Source organism: Rhizobium sp. M10 (assembly GCF_002531955.1).
In the GTDB taxonomy this organism is placed as follows: domain Bacteria; phylum Pseudomonadota; class Alphaproteobacteria; order Rhizobiales; family Rhizobiaceae; genus Rhizobium; species Rhizobium etli_C.
Genome location: NZ_NWTA01000008.1, coordinates 62,085 through 80,011 on the forward strand (window position 1 = coordinate 62,085; position 17,927 = coordinate 80,011).

The 17,927-nt window shown below is 62.4% G+C and carries 17 protein-coding genes; 9 read left to right on the top strand and 8 right to left on the bottom strand.

Annotated features, from left to right (window positions below; genetic code table 11):
• Window positions 1-58 precede the first annotated feature (58 nt).
• Genes CO671_RS15010 through CO671_RS15025 form a run of 4 tightly spaced genes read left to right on the top strand, consistent with a single transcriptional unit; the run spans window position 59 to window position 3,724 of the window.
• Window positions 59-1,063 (top strand): ABC transporter permease, encoded by a 1,005-nt coding sequence (locus tag CO671_RS15010; protein ID WP_097606576.1) that lies wholly within the window; start codon window positions 59-61, stop codon window positions 1,061-1,063.
• 3 nt (window positions 1,064-1,066) lie between these two features.
• Window positions 1,067-1,924: an ABC transporter permease gene (locus CO671_RS15015; RefSeq protein ID WP_097606577.1), complete on the top strand. Its 858-nt coding sequence runs from the start codon at window positions 1,067-1,069 to the stop codon at window positions 1,922-1,924.
• A 1-nt stretch (window position 1,925) separates the two neighbouring features.
• The gene (locus CO671_RS15020; RefSeq protein ID WP_097606578.1) at window positions 1,926-2,915 is read left to right on the top strand and encodes an ABC transporter ATP-binding protein; all 990 of its coding nucleotides are present in this window, start codon (window positions 1,926-1,928) and stop codon (window positions 2,913-2,915) included.
• A complete protein-coding gene (locus CO671_RS15025; protein ID WP_097606579.1) occupies window positions 2,912-3,724 on the top strand; it encodes an ABC transporter ATP-binding protein in 813 nt (270 codons plus the stop codon). Before CO671_RS15020 ends, CO671_RS15025 begins: the two co-directional genes overlap by 4 nt.
• Window positions 3,725-3,798: 74 nt before the next feature.
• On the opposite strand, the gene ssuD is transcribed toward CO671_RS15025, so the two are convergent.
• The 8 genes from ssuD to CO671_RS15065 all read right to left on the bottom strand — a co-directional run bounded on the left by ssuD (window position 3,799) and on the right by CO671_RS15065 (window position 13,253).
• The gene (ssuD, locus tag CO671_RS15030) at window positions 3,799-4,968 is read right to left on the bottom strand and encodes an FMNH2-dependent alkanesulfonate monooxygenase (RefSeq protein WP_097606580.1); all 1,170 of its coding nucleotides are present in this window, start codon (window positions 4,966-4,968) and stop codon (window positions 3,799-3,801) included.
• Between the two features lie 131 nt (window positions 4,969-5,099).
• The gene (locus CO671_RS15035; protein WP_097606581.1) at window positions 5,100-6,548 is read right to left on the bottom strand and encodes an FAD/NAD(P)-binding protein; all 1,449 of its coding nucleotides are present in this window, start codon (window positions 6,546-6,548) and stop codon (window positions 5,100-5,102) included.
• Between the two features lie 97 nt (window positions 6,549-6,645).
• Window positions 6,646-7,410: an ABC transporter ATP-binding protein gene (locus tag CO671_RS15040; protein ID WP_097606582.1), complete on the bottom strand. Its 765-nt coding sequence runs from the start codon at window positions 7,408-7,410 to the stop codon at window positions 6,646-6,648.
• A gap of 1 nt (window position 7,411) precedes the next feature.
• Window positions 7,412-8,248 (bottom strand): ABC transporter permease, encoded by an 837-nt coding sequence (locus tag CO671_RS15045; protein ID WP_097606583.1) that lies wholly within the window; start codon window positions 8,246-8,248, stop codon window positions 7,412-7,414.
• Window positions 8,249-8,272: 24 nt separating this feature from the next.
• Window positions 8,273-9,250, bottom strand: a complete 978-nt coding sequence (locus CO671_RS15050) for an aliphatic sulfonate ABC transporter substrate-binding protein (protein ID WP_097606584.1) — start codon at window positions 9,248-9,250, stop codon at window positions 8,273-8,275.
• Window positions 9,251-9,274: 24 nt separating this feature from the next.
• Entirely contained in the window at window positions 9,275-10,537 is a 1,263-nt protein-coding gene (locus CO671_RS15055; protein WP_097606585.1) for an SfnB family sulfur acquisition oxidoreductase, read from the bottom strand.
• A gap of 7 nt (window positions 10,538-10,544) precedes the next feature.
• Window positions 10,545-11,813, bottom strand: a complete 1,269-nt coding sequence (locus CO671_RS15060; protein WP_097606586.1) for an SfnB family sulfur acquisition oxidoreductase — start codon at window positions 11,811-11,813, stop codon at window positions 10,545-10,547.
• Window positions 11,814-11,843: 30 nt separating this feature from the next.
• Window positions 11,844-13,253, bottom strand: a complete 1,410-nt coding sequence (locus tag CO671_RS15065; protein WP_097606587.1) for an LLM class flavin-dependent oxidoreductase — start codon at window positions 13,251-13,253, stop codon at window positions 11,844-11,846.
• A 376-nt stretch (window positions 13,254-13,629) separates the two neighbouring features.
• Here CO671_RS15065 and CO671_RS15070 point away from each other — a divergent pair, with 376 nt between their 5' ends.
• The 5 genes from CO671_RS15070 (at window position 13,630) to CO671_RS15090 (ending at window position 17,733) form a co-directional block, all read left to right on the top strand.
• On the top strand, window positions 13,630-14,970 hold the full coding sequence (locus CO671_RS15070; protein ID WP_097606742.1) for a sugar ABC transporter substrate-binding protein: 1,341 nt from the start codon (window positions 13,630-13,632) through the stop codon (window positions 14,968-14,970).
• Between the two features lie 104 nt (window positions 14,971-15,074).
• Window positions 15,075-16,016 carry a sugar ABC transporter permease gene (locus CO671_RS15075; RefSeq protein ID WP_097606588.1) on the top strand — a complete coding sequence of 314 codons (942 nt, stop codon included), beginning with the start codon at window positions 15,075-15,077 and terminating at the stop codon, window positions 16,014-16,016.
• The gene (locus CO671_RS15080; RefSeq protein ID WP_097606589.1) at window positions 16,013-16,828 is read left to right on the top strand and encodes a carbohydrate ABC transporter permease; all 816 of its coding nucleotides are present in this window, start codon (window positions 16,013-16,015) and stop codon (window positions 16,826-16,828) included. Before CO671_RS15075 ends, CO671_RS15080 begins: the two co-directional genes overlap by 4 nt.
• 61 nt (window positions 16,829-16,889) lie before the next feature.
• A complete protein-coding gene (locus CO671_RS15085; RefSeq protein ID WP_097606590.1) occupies window positions 16,890-17,237 on the top strand; it encodes a helix-turn-helix domain-containing protein in 348 nt (115 codons plus the stop codon).
• Window positions 17,230-17,733, top strand: a complete 504-nt coding sequence (locus CO671_RS15090) for an SRPBCC family protein (RefSeq protein WP_097606591.1) — start codon at window positions 17,230-17,232, stop codon at window positions 17,731-17,733. Before CO671_RS15085 ends, CO671_RS15090 begins: the two co-directional genes overlap by 8 nt.
• The last annotated feature ends 194 nt before the right edge of the window (window positions 17,734-17,927 follow it).

A 17,927-nucleotide genomic window follows, 5' to 3' on the forward strand; every position in this document is an offset into this window, starting at 1 on the left:
CCAGCTGCCATGCTCGTCGATCCTTTCCAGAAAGGAACCAGAGAGGAAGCTCCGCCTTATGACGTCCTATCTGATCTTTGTGCTGAAGCGGTTCGGTCAGTTTCTGCTCGTCGTATTTCTCGGCGTGACGATCACCTTCTTCGTCACCCACCTGACCCCGATCGATCCGGTCGAAGAAAGCATAGGCGCCATCACGCAGATGGGGCAGTCCGATCCCAATGCGATCGAACTGATGCGCCAGTCGCTGCGCGAGCTTTACGGCATGGAAGGCACGATCTGGCAACAATATCTGCACTTCTGGCTGCGGCTTGCGACAGGCGATCTCGGCCCCTCGCTCTCGGCCTTTCCGACCCCCGTTTCGACAATCATCCTGCGCTCCCTGCCTTGGACGATCGGGCTGATGACGGTCGCCACGCTGATCACCTTCGTGCTCGGCAATGCGATCGGCGCGCTCGCCGGCTACTACAGGAAGAACATGGTGCTCAAGGGCGTCAGCCTCGTCTTCATCGCGCTGCTGCCCATTCCCTATTATATCCTTGCCTTTGTGCTTCTCATCGTCTTCGGCTATCTCTGGCCGGTGCTGCCGATCACTGGCGGCTACGAGATGAACACCAATCTGGACCTCTCTTTCGCGCTCGTCCTCGACATCCTCGAACATTCCATCCTGCCCGCCCTGTCGCTGATCCTCGTCGGAACTGGCAGCTGGCTGATCGGCATGCGGGCGCTCGTCTCCAACATCATCACCGATGATTACGTCACCTTCGCCGAACTCGGCGGGGTGCCGAAGAACAAGATTCTCCGCTCCTATATCGCCCGCAACGCCATGGTGCCGCAATTCACCGGCCTTGCCATGTCGCTCGGTGCCATCTTCAACGGCACCGTCATCACCGAAATCGTCTTCGGCTATCCCGGTATCGGCAATCTGCTGATCGAAGCGGTGCATGCCGGCGACTACAGCCTGGTGCTCGGCCTCAGCGCCCTCTCGATCGTCGGCGTCGCCGCCGCCGTCTTCATCATCGACGTGCTGAGCCCGCTGATCGATCCGCGCATCAAGGTGGAATAGGCCATGTTTACCATCATCCGCGACCTCTCACGCCACAATATGGAATTCCTCTGCGGCCTGCTGCTTTTTGCCGTGATCGTCGGGCTGGTCATCCTGTCCTATTTCTCGCCCTATGGCTCGACCGACATCTATCTCCTGCCGCCCGACATGCCGCCAGACGGCGAATATTGGCTGGGCACGACATCGCGCGGCCAGGACGTTTTCTGGCAGCTGACGACCGGTCTTCGCAACACGCTCTATTTCGGCATCGGCGTCGCCTTTCTCTCGCGCATCATCTCGCTGGTCGTCGGGCTGGTGGCCGGTTATGCCGGCGGCGCAGTCGACCGGGTGCTGATGGCGATCAACGACAGCGTCATGGTCATTCCGCAATTTCCGCTGCTGATCCTGTTCTACTTCGTGCTGAAGGACAGCATGACCTGGGCCGCACTGATCGTCATCATGGCCTCGCTCGGCTGGTCCTATGACGCCCGCCTGATCCGCTCGGTGGCGATCGGTCTGAAGACCCGGCCGTTCACCACCCAGAGCGTTTACTCCGGCATGAGCATGCGCAAGATCCTCGTCGAAGAGCACCTGCCCTATGTGCTGCCGATCGTCTTCGCCACGACGATGAACAACATGATCTGGTCGATCGGCATGGAAATCACGCTCTCGGTGCTCGGCTTCACCGATATCGAGACGCCGACCATGGGCATGATGATTTACTGGGCCAATGCGCATTCGGCGCTGATCTCAGGCATATGGTGGTGGGTCGCCGCCCCCGTCGCCGTCATCGTCATCCTCTTCCTGGCGCTCTTCCTGCTGTCGATGTCGATGAACGAATACAATGATCCGCGCAGCCGGCTGAACCGGATGGGAAGTTAGTATGGATGCCTTGGTCGAAATCCAGAATCTGAAAGCCTATTACCGCGCCTTCCTTTACGGCGTCGATCGCGAAGTGCGCGCCGTCGACGATATCAGCCTGACGATCGGCCGCGGCGAGGTCTATGGCGTTGCCGGGGAATCGAGCAGCGGCAAGACGACCCTGATCAAAACCATCGCCGGCGCCATCCGGCCGCCGCTTCGGGTCGTGTCCGGGAACGTGAAATTCCATTTCGCCGGCGGCACCCAGGATATCTACGCGATGAAGCCGGAGGAGCGCATGGCGCTGCGCTGGAAGCATCTGTCCTATATTATGCAGGGTTCGATGAACGTGCTCAATCCGGTGCGCCGGATCCGCCATTCCTTCACCGATTTCGCCTTTCGCCACATGCCGGTCGGCAAGCAAGTGTTCTTCGAAAAGGTCGCCGCGCATCTGCAGCGGCTGAAGCTCGATCCGCACCTGCTCGATGCCTATCCCCACGAACTCTCCGGCGGCATGCGCCAGCGCACCACCATCGCGCTCGCCACCATCCTGACGCCGGAATTCATCATCGCCGACGAGCCGACGACCGCGCTCGACGTCATCGTTCAGCGCGACGTGCTGTCGATGATCCGCGAGATCCAGCGCGAGATGGGCTCGTCCTTCCTGTTCGTCACCCATGACATGGGCGTCCACGCCACAGTTTCCGACCGCATCGGTATCGTCTATGCCGGGCGTCTCGTCGAGGAGGCGCCGACCGCCAAGCTCTTCAGCATGCCGCTCCATCCCTATACGCAGCATCTGGTCGGCAGCCTGCCGCGCATCGGCGATGCCTCGGCGCGGCCCTCGCTGGAGGGCCGTCCGCCGAACCTTGCCATGCCGCCGGAAGGCTGCCGGTTTCATCCGCGCTGTCCGAAGCGGATGGATATCTGCTCGCAGAAGGTGCCGCCGCTCGTCACCGTCGAGCCGGGGCGGCGCGTGGCCTGTTTTGCAGTTACGGGAGATCAGGTTTGACGGCTCTGCTTCACCTCTCGCATGTCACGAAAGTCTACCGCCAGGGCGGCATGCTCGGCCGGCGCCTGATCACCGCGGTCAAGGACGTCAGCTTCGAAGTCGGGGCGGAACCGGAGATCCTGTCGATCGTCGGCGAATCCGGCTCGGGCAAATCGACGATCGCGGCCATGATCCTCGGGCAGACCGAGCCGACGGAAGGGCGGCTGGAATTTTCCGGAAAAACCGTCTCCATCCATAGCCGATCCGAACGCAAGGCCTTCATGAAGGAGGTCCAGCCGGTGCTGCAGAACCCGTTCGAAGCCTTCAATCCGCTGAAGCGGGTCGATCGCTACCTCTTCGAGACCGCCCGCAATTTCGCCGCCTCGGCAAAGCGGCCGGACCGGAAAGAGGCGGAGCGCATGGCCGATGCCGCGCTGCATCACGTCGGCCTGACGCTCGAAGAGGTGAAAGGCCGCTTTCCCCACGAACTCTCCGGCGGCCAGCTTCAGCGCGTCGCCATCGCCCGCGCGCTGATCCCGCAGCCCCGCCTGCTGGTCGCCGACGAGCCGGTCTCCATGGTCGACGCCTCGCTGCGCATGGCGATCGTCAACCTGTTCGGCCGCCTGAAGAACGAGCTCGGGCTTTCGATCATCTACATCACCCACGACCTCGCCACCGCCTACTACATCAGCGACAACATCATCATCATGCGCAAGGGCGAAATCGTCGAACGCGGCCAGGCCCGCCCCGTGCTCGACAATCCGCAGCATCCCTATTCGCGCGCGCTGAAGGATGCGGTGCTGGCAGCGGATTTCAGCGCGGCGGTGTGAGTGGTGCGGAAGATGTAGCGAATAGCGGCGTCGGCAGCGGCCCTTTGAGGCAGGAGGCGTTCGCCGGTAATTCCTCAGGAGGCGGATACGATTTTCACATTCCCACCATGTCCGCCGCCCCCGAAAACCCGGCGTTCGCCGAAGGAGGAGCGGATCTGCCCATGGGGGCCGGGCAGGCCGATTTCGGGGAAGAGCAACTCGGAAACCCGGTAGGCTTCTTCCAGATGCGGATAGCCGGAGGCTATGACGGTATCGATTCCGAGCGCCTGATATTCCCTCAAACGTTCCGCGATCGTTTTCGGAGATCCGACCAGCGCGGTTCCCGCGCCCGTGCGGACGAGACCGATGCCCGCCCAGAGATTGGGAGAGACTTCGAGCTTGTCGCGGCGTCCCTGATGCAGGGCGACCATGCGCGCCTGGCCGACCGAATCCGAGCTCTTCGCGAACACCTCCTGCGCTGCGGCAATCGTTTCGTCGGAAAGCTTGGAAATCAGCCGGTCGGCGGCAGCCCAGGCCTCTTCATCGGTCTCGCGAACGATGAAGTGAAGACGGATGCCGAAGGTGACGTGCTTGCCCTGCGCCGCGGCGGCCTTGCGGACCTTGGCAATCTTCTCCGCCACCTGCGCCGGCGGTTCGCCCCAGGTCAGGTACTTGTCGGTGATGCCGCCGGAAAAGGCGATCGCAGCGTCTGACGATCCGCCGAAATAGAGCGGAGGGCGCGGTTCCTGTACGGGCGGCAGGCCAAGTCTCGCATCGATGGCCTTGATATACTTGCCGTCGAGGTTGGCCTTACCGGTCTCGACCAGCGAGTTGAACACCTGGAAGAACTCGCCGGCATGATCGTAGCGTTCGTCATGCGGCAGGAAAATGCCGTCACCGGCGAGTTCCTGGGCACTGCCTCCGACCACGATGTTAATCAGCAGGCGGCCGTTGGAAACGCGGTCGAGCGTCGCGGCGAGGCGCGCATAATAGGCCGGCGATGCGGTGCCCGGCCGAATGGCCACCAGAAATTTCAGTCGCTCGGTGTGGGCGGCGAGATCCGCGGCCAGAATGAAGGATTCCTCGCACGCCGCACCCGTCGGAATAAGCACGCCGGAATATCCCAGCCGGTCGGCAGCCTTCGCGATCTCGCGGAAATAGCCGGGATCGGCCGGGCGACTGAGATCGTCCGACCCCAGATACGCACCGTCGCCGGACGAGGGGATGAACCATAGAAAGTCGAGGGGCTTGTCGATTGCCATTATTCCAGTCCTGTCAAAAGGCGGCGGAGCCGTTACAGATTTCCGCCGAGATTATGAAATTCTATAGTTTTTATAAGGAATTTTCTTCCAACTATCGGGCAGCTTCGAAAAGATCAGTTCTCTCGCGGCAGTCTTCAGGATGCCCGCAACACCGCGGCGCGGTGATCGAAGCGATGGGCGAGGATCTGTCTGATACGGTTCGCCACGAACACGGCGTGTTCGGTGACCTGGGGCAGACCCATCAGCTCACCCCAGGTTCCTCGGGCCAAAGGGCCGGCAATGAGCACATCGGAAACGGCTTTGCCGCTGCGAGAGATCGGATGTGCGTCACCATTGCAGGCGATACCAAGCCCCGTCGGGCAGGGCTGAAGCAGGCCGGCGGCGCTAAGGTCGCGCAAAAAATCCTGGCTCTCGAGAATACCGCCATGCCCCGGCCCTGTCGTCACGACGATGGCGTCGACCGTGATTTCACGACGATCTCGCTTATGCCGTTGTCGTAGGCTCACCGTAAAGCCGGAGCCGGTTCTCTCAACCGCCGCGACCGAAGCGGCGAGGATTTCAAGTTTGCGGCTGGAGAGCGCATCGTTGATCACATCCTCCACCTGCGGCGCGATGCGAAAGCGGTGAACGTCCCAGAACGGCCGGACATGGCGGGCGATCCGCCGGCGTTCGGCCATCGGCAAAGCGGCCCACACCGCTTGTCCCTGCAAGCGAACAGCATCGAGCACACAGTGCCAGGTCAGCCCCTTGGCCTCAGCCTCCCGAACCCCTGCGCGCACGCGTCGCAAGAGGCCGCTCGCCGTCATTGCGGGTTCCGTCACGAAATCACCCAGCGCCTCCCGCCCGGCTGGCCCGTGTCCGCGCGAACGCAGACCGCGCCGCGAGATAGAGGTGATGTGGCCGTAATGTCCGCGACGCTTCAGCGATGCCACGACATCAGCCGCGGTCAGGCCGTTCCCGATAATCAACACACGGTCCGCCGCCGCGATGGCGGCCAGCGCACCAGCGACCGTGACATCCGTGACGAGTTTGCCGTTACCGTGCAACGGCGCGAGCACGCGGGGCAAGGCCGGTGGCGGATGGCTGACGGCAAGGACCAGGAAATCGGCTCGAATTTCGGACCCGTCGACAGCCCGCAACCGATATGCCTGGCCGTCTCGGCGAACCGTCTGGATTGTCGCTCGCCAGTGCTCGATCCGACCCTCTGCGATCAAGGGGCGCAGTCGGGCAGCCACATAGTCACCGAAAACGGACCGCCTGGGATAAGGCAGGCCATCTCGACCGATCAACCCTTCGTCGCCGACCTCGGTCGAACATTCTGCGAGGTAGTTCAGGAAATCGTCGGGTCGCGCCGGGAAAAGTGTCATCTTACCGGCGGGAACGTTTATCCGGTGCGCAGGGTCGTTTGTACTATAGGCCAGACCTTGGCCCAGATCCTCTCTGGGCTCGACCACCACGACCTTGGCACCCGCCGCCAGCTTGCCATCGGCAACGAGGTGGGCCGCGACGGCAGCGCCGGTAAAGCCGCCACCGATGATGACAATGGTGATGCCTCCAGCGCCGGCAGCATCCTGTCCACTCATGCAGCCCTCGTTCTCCAATGATGTTGGGTAGAGATTACGCAAGACGATCTAAATTTGAGGACGCCGCTGAGGTGGTATGCCATGGAACGATAGTCTCTCATCGCCTTGCAGCAAGACGTTTGTCATCTGTGCGATCGAGGGATCGTTCCAGGAGTATCGACAGTTCGCGCTTCACGATCGCGAAGCCTGGCGAGTTGCGGTCCCGCCTGCGGGGCAGGTCAACCGGCACAACCTCAAGGATGCGACCCGGCCACGGCCGCATCACAATGATCCGATCAGCGAGTGCGACCGCCTCCTCGATATCATGCGTGACGAGCAGCATAGTGCTGCCATTCTCCTGCCAGAGATCCGAGAGATGATCCTGCAGGTCAGTCCGGGTCATCGCGTCGAGCGCTGAGAAGGGCTCGTCGAGCAGGAGCACGGAAGGTCTGGTCACCAGGCCGCGGGCGAGCGCAACGCGCTGCGCCTGACCGCCGGAGAGCTCGCGAATCCAGCGCCCACCATATCCGGAGAGCCCGATTCGTGACAACGCGGCCTCCACCCGTGCCGATCGCTCCCCCTTGTCGAGGTGCCGGAGACCAAAGGCGATATTGTCCGCGACTGTCAGCCATGGGAAGAGGCGCGGCTCCTGGAAAACGATGTTGACTCGCGCGTCCGGCTCGACGAGACGGCGGCCACCAAGCCGGATTTCGCCGCGCGTCGGGGGTTCAAGGCCGGCGACCAGCCGCAGCAGGGTGCTCTTGCCGCAGCCGGAGCCGCCGATAATGGCCACGACCTCGCCCTCCCCGACCTCCAGTGTGAAGTCTTCGAGCGCATGCGCCCCGTTCGGGTAGATCTTTCCGAGGTGGCTGATCTCCAGCATGTCAGTGCTTCCGGGCATGGTTGTCCTGCCAGCGCACGAAAGGTGCGGAAAGAACGAGCAGGCAGGTGTCGGTGAACTTGCCGACCACGGCAAAGACCAGGATCGTCGCCAGAATCTGGTCGGGCTTTCCGAGCTGCTGGCCATCGACCAGGAGATAGCCGAGCCCTTGCGAAGCGCCCATGAATTCGGCGGCAACGACGAACATCCAGCCGAGGCCGAGGCCCGCCCGCAGCGCCAGCACATATCCCGGCAGTACCGAGGGCAGCAGGATGCGTCGCACAAGATCCAGGCCGGAAAGGCGGAAGACCCGGCCGACCTCGACACTCTTCCGGTCGACCCCCTGCACCGCGCCATAGACACCGAGATAGACGGGGAAGAACACGCCGACCGCGATCAAGGCGATCTTCGAGGCTTCGAAAATGCCGAACCAGAGGATGAACAGCGGAACCCAGGCGATGGAGGGAATGGCGCGCAAGGCTTGCAGCGTCGGATCGAGCAATCGCCGGAGGATGGCCGAATAGCCTGTCAGCGCCCCCAGGACCGTGCCGACCACCGCGCCGGCGAAGAAGCCTGCGAGCACGCGCCACAGGGTGATGGCGACGTGTCCGGCGAGATCGCCGCCGACTGCCAGCGCAAAGACCGTTTCGAAGATGCGTGAAGGCGCCGGCATAAGACGCCCCTCGACGAGTCCGAGACGAAAGAGCGCTTCCCAGAGGACAAGCAGCGACAGCGGAAAGAGGAAGCCGGCGACCGGGCGATCGAAGACGGAAAGGCGGACGGGCCGCCTCTCGATCTCCTGCTTCTCCGGCTGTCGCGCTGCGGTATCGAGCACTGCCATCGGCTTTCTCCCGGAGGTACTGTCCTATTGGCCCAAGGAAGCGCCGAAGGACGGATCGATCAGTTCGGCGACGGCGGCCTTGACGTCGACCTCGGGCTTCAGCACGCCGGCCTGCTGGAGGGCGAGGCCCGCAGCCTCGATGGTCGCACGCTGTGCATCGCCGATCTTCGAATTGGTGAGGTCCGTACGCTCGAGCTGGCGGGCGATGACGGTGTCCGGCAACTTGGTGGCGGCGACGAGGGCGGCCTTCAGGGCCTCAGGCTCGGCGATCGCCTTCTTGCGCGCGACCTCATAGGCGGCGATGACGCGCGACACGATCTCCGGATGCTCCTTGGCGAACTCTTCGCGCACGTTCAGGATGCCCCAGCTATTGTTTTCCGGCTTGCGATAAAACAGCAGGTCGCCGTTTTCGATCTCGGCCGAGGCCATGATCGGATCGAGACCCGCCCAGGCGTCGACGTCACCGCGCTGCAGCGCAAGCCTGCCGTCGGCATGCTGGAGGAGGACAAGCGACACGTCCTTCTCGGAAAGGCCGGCCTCGGCCAGCGCCCGGACGAGAAAGATGTGCGGATCGGTGCCGCGGGTGACGGCGATCGACTTGCCTTTCAGATCCTCGACCTTGGTGATACCAGTATCCTTGCGGGTGACGAGGGCGGTCCACTCGGGGCGGGAATAAACGTAGATCGACTTGATCGGGTTGCCGTTGACCCTGCCGATCAGTGCGGCGGCGCCGGCCGTTGAGCCGAAATCAAGCGACGATGCATTGAGAAATTCGAGTGCCTTGTTCGAGCCGGCGGACTGAACCCAGGTCACCTTGATGCCGTCCTTTTCAAACTCCTTTTCAAGCAGGCCGTCATTCTTCAGGATGAGGCTGACCGGGTTATAGGTCGCCCAGTCGATGCGGATTTCGGACAGGTCGGCCGCGAGCGCCTGACCAAGAGCGGTCACCGACATCAAGGCACCAAGGGCAATGCCGAGCAGCGATTTCATTCGTATCTCCATAGAATTCGATAAATGATTGAAAAATCAGAGGGCGCCATGCCGCGGGGGCAGGATGCCATTCAGATAGAAGTTTCCGATATGGTGGTATTTCCAGCGCACCGGATCATGCAGCGAATGCGTCCGGGCATTGCGCCAGAAGCGGTCGAGCCCATAGTTTTCGAGCGTCGAACGCGCGCCGCCGAACTCGATCAGCTTGGTGGCGGCAAGCTGCGCCACCTCCGTCCCGAGCGCCTTGACCTCCGCGACGGCGATGGATGCCGCCGCTACGCTCGCCGCCGTCGGCTCTGCGGTGGCGCGGTCGACAATCCGGCCAGCCCTTGCGAGCAGCGCATCGACCGCATGCACTCTGATCGCCACGTCGCCGACGCCGTGTATGGTGTGCGGATCCTCATAACCGTGCTCGATCGCCAGTTCAAAAAATGGCCGCGCATGGGCACGAACATAGGAAATCGTTTCCGCGAGCGCCCCGCGCGCGATGCCGACCTGCACGGCGGCATGGATGATCTGCGCGAAAGGCCCCATCGGCGTCGGCTGTTCGAAGCTTCCATCATGGTCGACGATCTGGGACGGCGTCACCTCGACGTCGTCGAAGGTCACGGTGCCGCTGCCCGTCGAACGCTGCCCGAAGGACGACCAGTCGTCGACAAAGCCGAGCCCCGGAGTCGCCCGGTCGATGAAGACCAGATGGACACGGCCGTTCGGTCCCTTCGCCACAGCGACGACGATATGGGCGAAGAGGGAGCCGGTCGCGTAAAACTTCTGCCCGTTCAGGTAGAGCTTTCCGTTGCGATCGGCGAAATGCGTCTTGAAGTCGACCGGCGTCTTCGTGCCGATCTCGGTGAAGGCATTGCCAAGACGATCACCTTCCAGCACGCGCCGGAAATAGTGCTGCTTCTGCTCCTCGCTGCCGTTCAGTCGCAGCGCCTCCACCATGTAGAAATGGTTCTGCGGGATCTGCCCGATCGAGGAATCCGCCGCCGAGATGATGGTGGTGACCTCGGCCAGCGTTGCCGCGGAGACGCCGGCGCCGCCATAGGCTTTCGGGATGCCGATCGCCCAGAGACCGCTCTGCGAGAAGCGGTCGATCTCGGCGAGCGGAAGGCGTCGTTCGCGGTCCCGCTGGGCGGCGCCGACCGCGAATTCAAGCGCCAGGTCCTTGGCGATCCGGATGGCCTCCGCATCATCGCGGATGAGATGGGCGACGCTCCGACGGGCGGCGATGTGCGGCGCAGGACGGCCGGCGGTGAGCGCGGCCTCGCGGTGCAGCTGGCGATCATTGGTGCTCATCTTGGGCTCAGTTCCAGGCGTGGCGCGGCGGATGGACGCCGTTCAGATAATAATTGCCGACGTGGTAGTATTTCCAGCGCACTGGATCATGCAGCGTATGGACGCGGGCATTGCGCCAGTGGCGGTCGAGTCCATGCTCGGCGAGGGTCGAGCGCGTTCCCGCAAGTTCGAACAGCTTGTTCGTCGACAGGATCGCAATCTCCGTCGTCAGAACCTTGGATTCACCTGTCTTGATCGTCGCCTCCGAGACCGTCTCCAGCGTCGGATCGGCGCGCGCCGCGTCAATGGCGTGGCCGGCGATCTCGAGCAGCGCTTCGGCCGCATGCAGCTTGATCTTCAGGTCGCCGATCTGGGCGATGGTGAAGAGGTCTTCGCCGGCCGTCGCCTTGCCGCTGTCGATCCAAGGGCGGCTATATTTGCCGACGAACTCGATCGTATCGTCGATCGTGCCCCGGGCGATGCCGACATCGATCGCCGACTGGATGATCTGCGAGACGGGGCCGCCGACCGTCGGATGGTCGAAAGAGGTGACCTTCAGCGCCCGCGCCTTCGGCACCCGCACGTTTTCGATCTTGACCGAACCCGACGCGGTGGTGCGCTGGCCGAAGCTCGACCAGTTGTTGGTGACGGTGAGACCGGGGGCGTCGCGGTCGGCAAAGACGAGATAGCCCTGGCCGGTCTCGTCGACACCGACGATCGGCACGATATGGGCAAGAAGCGCGCCGGTCGTATAGAATTTCTCGCCGTTGACGACCACCTCGTCGCCGTCATGAACGACCTTGGTTTCGAAATCGGCGACGGTCTTGCTCTTCAGCTCGGAGAAGGCGTTGCCGTATCGGATCCCTTCGAGCGCCCAGCCGAAGAACAGTTTCTTCTGCTCTTGCGTGCCGTCGAGATCGACGGTCGCGACGATCGCCAGATGGTTCTGAGTGATCTGCGCGATGGCCGGATCGGCTGCAGCGATGATGGCGATCACCTTGGCGAGCGTGGCATAGGAGACTTCCGGACCACCATAGGCTTTCGGCACGTTGATGCTCCAGAGACCGCTCTGCGAATAGGCGTCGAGCTCGGCGACCGGCAGCAGTCCCTCACGGTCACGCAGAGCCGCCCCGACCTTGAAGCTCGCGGCCAGTCTCTCGGCGATCCGGATCGCCTCCTCGTCGCTCCCGATCACATGCGCCGGCGTAACCGGGCGCGGACGGGGCGTGAAAGGATCGGTGGAATTGACGCGCGGATGGACGCTGTAATCGATCTTGGTGTCGGTGATGCTTCCCATGGGAAAACCTCGTCGGGTTGGATTGGAATGTCAGCTGGCATTGGCAAGCGTGATCGCCTGGTTGCGTTTGAAGGCTTCGATGTCGCGGTAACGGTCGGCCGGATGCGCCTTGGGCAGATAGGGCCCCTCGCCGAACAGCTTCTCCCGCAGCGTGCCGGGGCGATAGCCGGTCGGATAGACGCCGCGCTTCTGCAGTTCCGGCACCAGATAGCCGACGATATCCTCGAAGCTCTCGGGTGTTACGGCATAAGCAAGGTTGAAGCCGTCAACGTCGGTCTCGTCGACCCAGGCCTGGAGCTCGTCGGCAACGGTGGAGGGCGATCCCACGACCACCGGTCCCATGCCGCCGATACCGCCCCATTCGGCCAGCTCGCTGATCGTCCAGCGCTTATTCGGATCGCCTTCCGACAGGCTCTCGATCGCCGAATGGATGGCGTTGGTCTCGACCTTGCGCACGAGGTCATCCGGCGCGTAGCGGGAAAAGTCGACGCCGGTCCAACCGGACATGAAGACCAGCGAGCCGTCATAGGAAACGTAGTCGAGATAGTCGCGGAATTTGGCGCGCGCCTTCTCGTCGGTCTCGTCGACGATGACCGTCATCAGATTGTAGATGCGGAACTTCGACGCATCGCGCCCGACGGTCGCCGCCCGCACCCGGACATCGCGCACATAATTCTTCAGGATCGTCCTGGTCTGTGCCGCGACGAAGACGCATTCCGCATGCTCCGCCGCGAATTGCTTGCCCGGCCCTGAAGCGCCGGCCTGGTAGAGCACCGGCGTACGCTGCGGCGACGGCTCGGTCAGGGCGTAGCCCGGTACTTCGAAGAAACGGCCCTTGTGGCCGATCTCGTGCACCTTCGAGGGATCGGTGAAGATGCGCTTCTCGCGGTCGCGCAGCACAGCGCCGTCTTCCCAGGCCCCCTCAAGGAGCTTGTAGATGACCTCCAGATATTCGCTCGCCACTTCGTAGCGGTTGTCATGCGCACGCAATCCGCCTTGCCCGATATTCTTGGCGCCGCTCTCCAGATAGGAGGTCACGATATTCCAGCCGACGCGCCCCTTTGTCAGGTGGTCGGCGGTGGCAAGACGCCGTGCGAAGGGATAGGGGTGCTCGAACGAGATCGAGGCGGTGATGCCGATGCCGAGATGTTCGGTGGCGAGTGCAATCGGCGCCGCGAGCTGGATCGGATCATTGACCGGAATCTGCGCCGCCTGATGGATGGCGTGGTAGTTGTTGGCCTTGTAGACGTCGTAATAGCCGATCACGTCGGCGATGAAGATGCCGTCGAACACCCCCTTTTCGAGCGTCCTGGCAAGATCCTGCCAGTAGTCCAGATCCTTGTATTTCCAGGATTTGTCACGGGGATGGGCCCAAAGGCCGGGCGACTGGTGGCCCACGCAGTTCATGTCGAAGGCGTTGAAGTGTATCTGCTTGGTCATTCCTCGATCCCATCCGGATTTCAGGCGTGGTCCCCGAAGCATCCCGATGCGACGCCCATTTAACAGTTATTATATGTTTTTTATGTACTATTTCGTGGAATTTTTTTCTGGTTTTTGTTGACCCTCGGTTATCCCTGGCTGACCGGCCTATCTGACCGCATCCGATCGTGCTTTTCCCCTCGGCCCCCTCTCGAAGCGAGAGGTGTGGCTGAATTTGAAAATAAATTCTATAATTTTTGTGTACTTTAAATTCCTGTTGGTTAACGGCAAGAGTTATCTGTCGAATGATCCCCCCAAAGGCCGACGCAGCTGCCACACGGAATACCGCTCCGTGGTCATCCCTGCGGCCGGCGCCGTCGCAACCGAGGATCAATTCATGTCCAACCCCATCATCGACCAAGCCTATGGCCGCCGCACGGTCCTGAAAACCATGCTGGCATCAGGAGCGCTCTCTCTTCTCTCATCGGGCGTCTTCTCCTCCGCCCTCGCCGCGGACAATCGGCTCGCCGGCCGCACCCTCAACCTCCTGATCATTCAGCCGCATGTCGTCACGGGCAAGAAGATCGCCGAGGATTTCGAAAAGCTGACGGGTGCGAAGGTCAACGTGACCGCCGTTCCCTACGACCAGGTCAGCGTCAAGGCGACCCTCGACTTTCAGTCCGGGGCCGGCGAATTCGACGTCATCGACTATTTTTATACCTACAAGGGCCAGCTCGCCGAGGACGGCGTGATCGAGGACGTGACCGACTTGATCGAGCGAGACAAGGCGGAAATCCAACCCGACGATTTCATCCAGACGATCTATGACCAGTACACGCTGCATGACGGCCGTCGCTATGGCCTGCCTTATGACGGCGACAGCCACCTTCTGTTCTACAACAGGGAACTGTTCGATCGGTACGGCCTCAAGCCACCGACGACCTGGGACGAATACAACGAAAACGCCAAGGTCATCACCGAGGCGGAATCCAGGAACGGCATCTATGGTGCTGCAGTCCTGGGCGCGAAGATCCCTGTCATCATCCTGTCGACCTATGCCAATCGCCTGACCGGTTTCGGCGGCAACTTCCTGAAGGCGGACGGCACCTCGGCCCTCGACAGCACCGAAGCCGTGGAAGCGCTGAAGTCGCTGCTCGCATCCGCACCGCACGCATTGCCGACGCCGCTCGAGACGCGCTTCGAGGAAGGTCTGCCCGCCTTCCTCAGCGGCAAGGCCGCCCAGATCGACTTCTGGACCGACCTCGGCGGCTACGCCCAGGATCCCAAGGGCTCGAAGATCGTCGACAAGTGGGGCGTCACCCGCATTCCCGTCGGTGGCGCCAACAAGACGCCGCGGCTTGCCTTCAATGCCGGTTTCGGCTTCGCGATCACCAGCGGCTCGAAGAACAAGGATGTCGCCTGGGAACTGATCAAGCTCGCGACCAGCAGGGACTACCACGAACAGCTGCTCACGCTGACCGGCTCCGGCATCGATCCCGACCGTCACTCCGGCCTCAACTCCGAGAAGTTCAAGGCCTTCCAGCCGCTCGTGCAGCCGCTGCTGGCAGACGGTGCGCTGGAAAACAGCCTCGCCTGGCCGACGGCCGTCTATGCCCCGAAGCTGGAAAACGCGCTGACCGATGAACTCGCGCTGGCCCTTGCCGGGACGAAGAATGCCGAACAGGCGATCGCCGATGCCCACAAGGCCTGGACGAACATCATCGAAGCCAATGGCTGATCATTGAGCCCCCCTCCTGGCGGACGTGGAACACAAGACCCGAAGGCGTGCCTTGCGGCAGAGCGGGGCACGCCTTTCGAGAGAAGAACAACAGGCGCGATGACATGACTGCGATCGATTTTCCCCTCGCTCGAAGACGAGCCGCCTTAACGACGGCCGATCACGGCATTTCGGCACACCGGCTCGTCCGCTGGCTGTGGATCTCTCCGATCCTGCTCGGGCTCGCCGCCACCCTGGCCTACCCCACGCTCTTCCTGGTGGCGCTTGCGCTCAGCAAGAGCACGCTCGGCAAACCCTTCCGCAGCTTTGTCGGATTGCAGCATGTGCGGGAGGTCCTCCAGGATCCGCTGTTTGTGACCTCTGTGACCAAGAGCATCGCCTATGCTTTCGTCACCGCGAGCATCCAGCTGGTGATCGGCTTCCTGATCGCCTTGCTCTTCACCCGGCTCCTGAAGGCCGGACGGTTCCTGGTAAGCCTGATCCTGCTGCCGCTCATGACGCCGCCGGTGATGGTGGGAGTCGCATGGAAGTTGATCCTGGCACCGGCCGGAGGGCTCCTGAACGGGCTCCTCCTGAACCTTGGCATCGTCGACGCGCCCGTGAGCTTCCTGGGCGATCCCGTTTTTGCCTGGTTCGCGATCGCGGTTGCCGATATCTGGCAATGGACGCCCTTCGTCGTCATCCTCAGCTTCGCCGCCCTTTCGACCATTCCCGAAGGCGTCCACGAGGCTTCGATCATCGATGGGGCATCACCGCTGCAACGCTTCCGGCACATCACGCTTCCGCTCGTGGCGGCGCCGCTCTCCTCGATCTATCTGCTGAAGCTCATCCTCTCCTTCAAGGTCTTCGACCTCGTCTATGTCCTGACGTTCGGCGGTCCGGGCTTTGCCACCACGACGACCGGCTTCTCCATCTATCGCCGCGCATTGGAACAGTTCGATGTCGCCCGCGCCGCCGCCGAGACCCTGATCTACAGCCTGGTGATTGGCGCAGTGCTCTGGCCGGTCATCCGCCTTCACCAGCATCTCGAGAGGAAAGACGCATGAAGATCAGCCGCTCCGACATCCCGCTCGTTGCCGCGATCGCACCGGTCCTCGTCTTCTTCACCCTGCCGATCGCCTATCTCGTCTCGGTGTCCTTCAAGACAAAGGACGACGTGCTGAGCGGCCGTTTCCTGCCGACGAGCCCGACGCTCGACAATTGGCCGGCCGCTTTCGAGGCCGCCCATCTCTCAGGGTTCATCGCCAACTCGGTTGCCGTCTCGCTGCTCGCCGGCGCCCTGACGCTGTTGCTCACCCTGCCCGCCGCCTACGCCGTGCTGCGGCTCGGCATCGGTGGCAAGTGGCTGGGTGATCTCACTCTGTCGAGCTACATGGCGCCGCCGATCGTGGCTCTCATTCCGCTGTTCTATCTTCTCAAGGCAACCGGGCTCCTCAACACCCATGCCGGCCTGGTGATGCTCTACGGCTTTGCCAATATCCCCGTCGCCTTCTGGCTTCTCACCCCCTTTCTCCGGCGCATGCCGCTGGAGATCGAACAGGCGGCGGCGCTCGACGGAGCTGGCCCTCTTCGGATCCTCGTCCATATCGTCGCCCCGATCATCGTACCGGGCATCGTGGCGACGCTGATCATCGTCTCGGTCCTCGCCTATAACGAGTTCCTCTTTGCCTCCGCCTTCACCTTTTCCGACGAGACGCGCACGCTTCCTGTCGGCATCTCGCTGTTCCAGGGGGATCGGCTGGTCAATTTCGGCCAGATGGCAGCCGCCTCGCTCGCCGGCATCACACCGGTCTATCTGGTAGCGCTCTTCCTGCAGCGTTATCTCGTGACAGGTCTCGCCCACGGCGGCCTCAAATGATCACCGCAGACGGCTCGAAACGCTTGCACTTCAAGCGCGAACAGGCTACATACTGAACCAGATGGTTCAGTATGTAAGCCCTCCCCTCGATCTCTCGTTTGCGGCGCTGTCCGATGCGACCCGCCGCGGGATCATCGATCAGCTTGGGTGGGGGGACGCGTCGATCAGCAGTCTTGCGGACAGGTTCCAGATGACGCTGACCGGCATGAAGAAGCACGTCCAGGTTCTCGAGCGGGCGGGGCTCGTCGTCACACAGAAGGTCGGACGGGTGAGAACCTGCAAGCTTGGGACACGCGGCCTCAAGGCGGAGGCCGAGTGGATCGAGGCGCATCGCAAGCTCTTCGAGGCCCGCTTCGAAGCCTTGGACGAAATCATCAGCGAGATGCAACAGGAGGGAAGCGATGACTGAGCAGGTTAACGGTGCAGGTGGTGCTGAGAACCGCACGTCGGTCGAGCGCAGAGGGGATCGCGAACTCCTGGTAACCAGGACATTCAATGCGCCTCCGGGTACGGTTTACAGGGCGTGGAGCCAGCCCGAGCTGTTCCGGCGCTGGTGGGTGCCAAAGTCGGTATCCGGCATTTCGCTCGTCTCGTGCGAGATGGACGTGCGTACCGGCGGCAAATATCGGCTGGAATTCGGCGCCGGCGGTTCGGACACCATGGCCTTCTACGGCAAGTATCTCGAGGTGGTGCCGAACGAGCGCATCGTCTGGACCAACGACGAGGGCGAAGAGGGCGCGATCACGACCGTGACCTTCGAGGACCAAGGCGGGAGGACACTCCTGACTTTCCACGAAGTCTATCCGTCGAAGGAGGCGCTCGAGGAAGCCCTACAGGGCTCGGCCACCGCATTGCCGGAGCAGTTGGAGCAGCTCGACGAATTGCTGTCCAGCCTAGGCGAGTAGCGCCGGTCGGGAAAATCGCCTCGAGAAACCGTCTGCTCGTGGGAAGTGACTCCGCCACCCGCCGGAGCCAGGCGCGTTCCCGGACATTCACCCTTAATCCAAATGTAGCCAATGCTAACCTTGATCAGGGCGAAGCCGCCTTCCCGCGGCCGAGCTCGAAACTGCGCCACCCCAAGCTTGTGCAGCCGCAAATT

Excerpts from the sequence above, each read along its gene's own strand:
- CO671_RS15010 (WP_097606576.1), top strand. The coding sequence starts at position 59 with ATGACGTCCTATCTGATCTTTGTGCTGAAGCGGTTCGGTCAGTTTCTG.
- CO671_RS15015 (WP_097606577.1), top strand. The coding sequence starts at position 1,067 with ATGTTTACCATCATCCGCGACCTCTCACGCCACAATATGGAATTCCTC.
- CO671_RS15020 (WP_097606578.1), top strand. The coding sequence starts at position 1,926 with ATGGATGCCTTGGTCGAAATCCAGAATCTGAAAGCCTATTACCGCGCC.
- CO671_RS15035 (WP_097606581.1), bottom strand. The coding sequence starts at position 6,548 with ATGAGTGGACAGGATGCTGCCGGCGCTGGAGGCATCACCATTGTCATC.
- CO671_RS15040 (WP_097606582.1), bottom strand. The coding sequence starts at position 7,410 with ATGCTGGAGATCAGCCACCTCGGAAAGATCTACCCGAACGGGGCGCAT.
- CO671_RS15045 (WP_097606583.1), bottom strand. The coding sequence starts at position 8,248 with ATGGCAGTGCTCGATACCGCAGCGCGACAGCCGGAGAAGCAGGAGATC.
- CO671_RS15050 (WP_097606584.1), bottom strand. The coding sequence starts at position 9,250 with ATGGAGATACGAATGAAATCGCTGCTCGGCATTGCCCTTGGTGCCTTG.
- CO671_RS15055 (WP_097606585.1), bottom strand. The coding sequence starts at position 10,537 with ATGAGCACCAATGATCGCCAGCTGCACCGCGAGGCCGCGCTCACCGCC.
- CO671_RS15060 (WP_097606586.1), bottom strand. The coding sequence starts at position 11,813 with ATGGGAAGCATCACCGACACCAAGATCGATTACAGCGTCCATCCGCGC.
- CO671_RS15065 (WP_097606587.1), bottom strand. The coding sequence starts at position 13,253 with ATGACCAAGCAGATACACTTCAACGCCTTCGACATGAACTGCGTGGGC.
- CO671_RS15070 (WP_097606742.1), top strand. The coding sequence starts at position 13,630 with ATGTCCAACCCCATCATCGACCAAGCCTATGGCCGCCGCACGGTCCTG.
- CO671_RS15075 (WP_097606588.1), top strand. The coding sequence starts at position 15,075 with ATGACTGCGATCGATTTTCCCCTCGCTCGAAGACGAGCCGCCTTAACG.
- CO671_RS15080 (WP_097606589.1), top strand. The coding sequence starts at position 16,013 with ATGAAGATCAGCCGCTCCGACATCCCGCTCGTTGCCGCGATCGCACCG.
- CO671_RS15085 (WP_097606590.1), top strand. The coding sequence starts at position 16,890 with ATGGTTCAGTATGTAAGCCCTCCCCTCGATCTCTCGTTTGCGGCGCTG.
- CO671_RS15090 (WP_097606591.1), top strand. The coding sequence starts at position 17,230 with ATGACTGAGCAGGTTAACGGTGCAGGTGGTGCTGAGAACCGCACGTCG.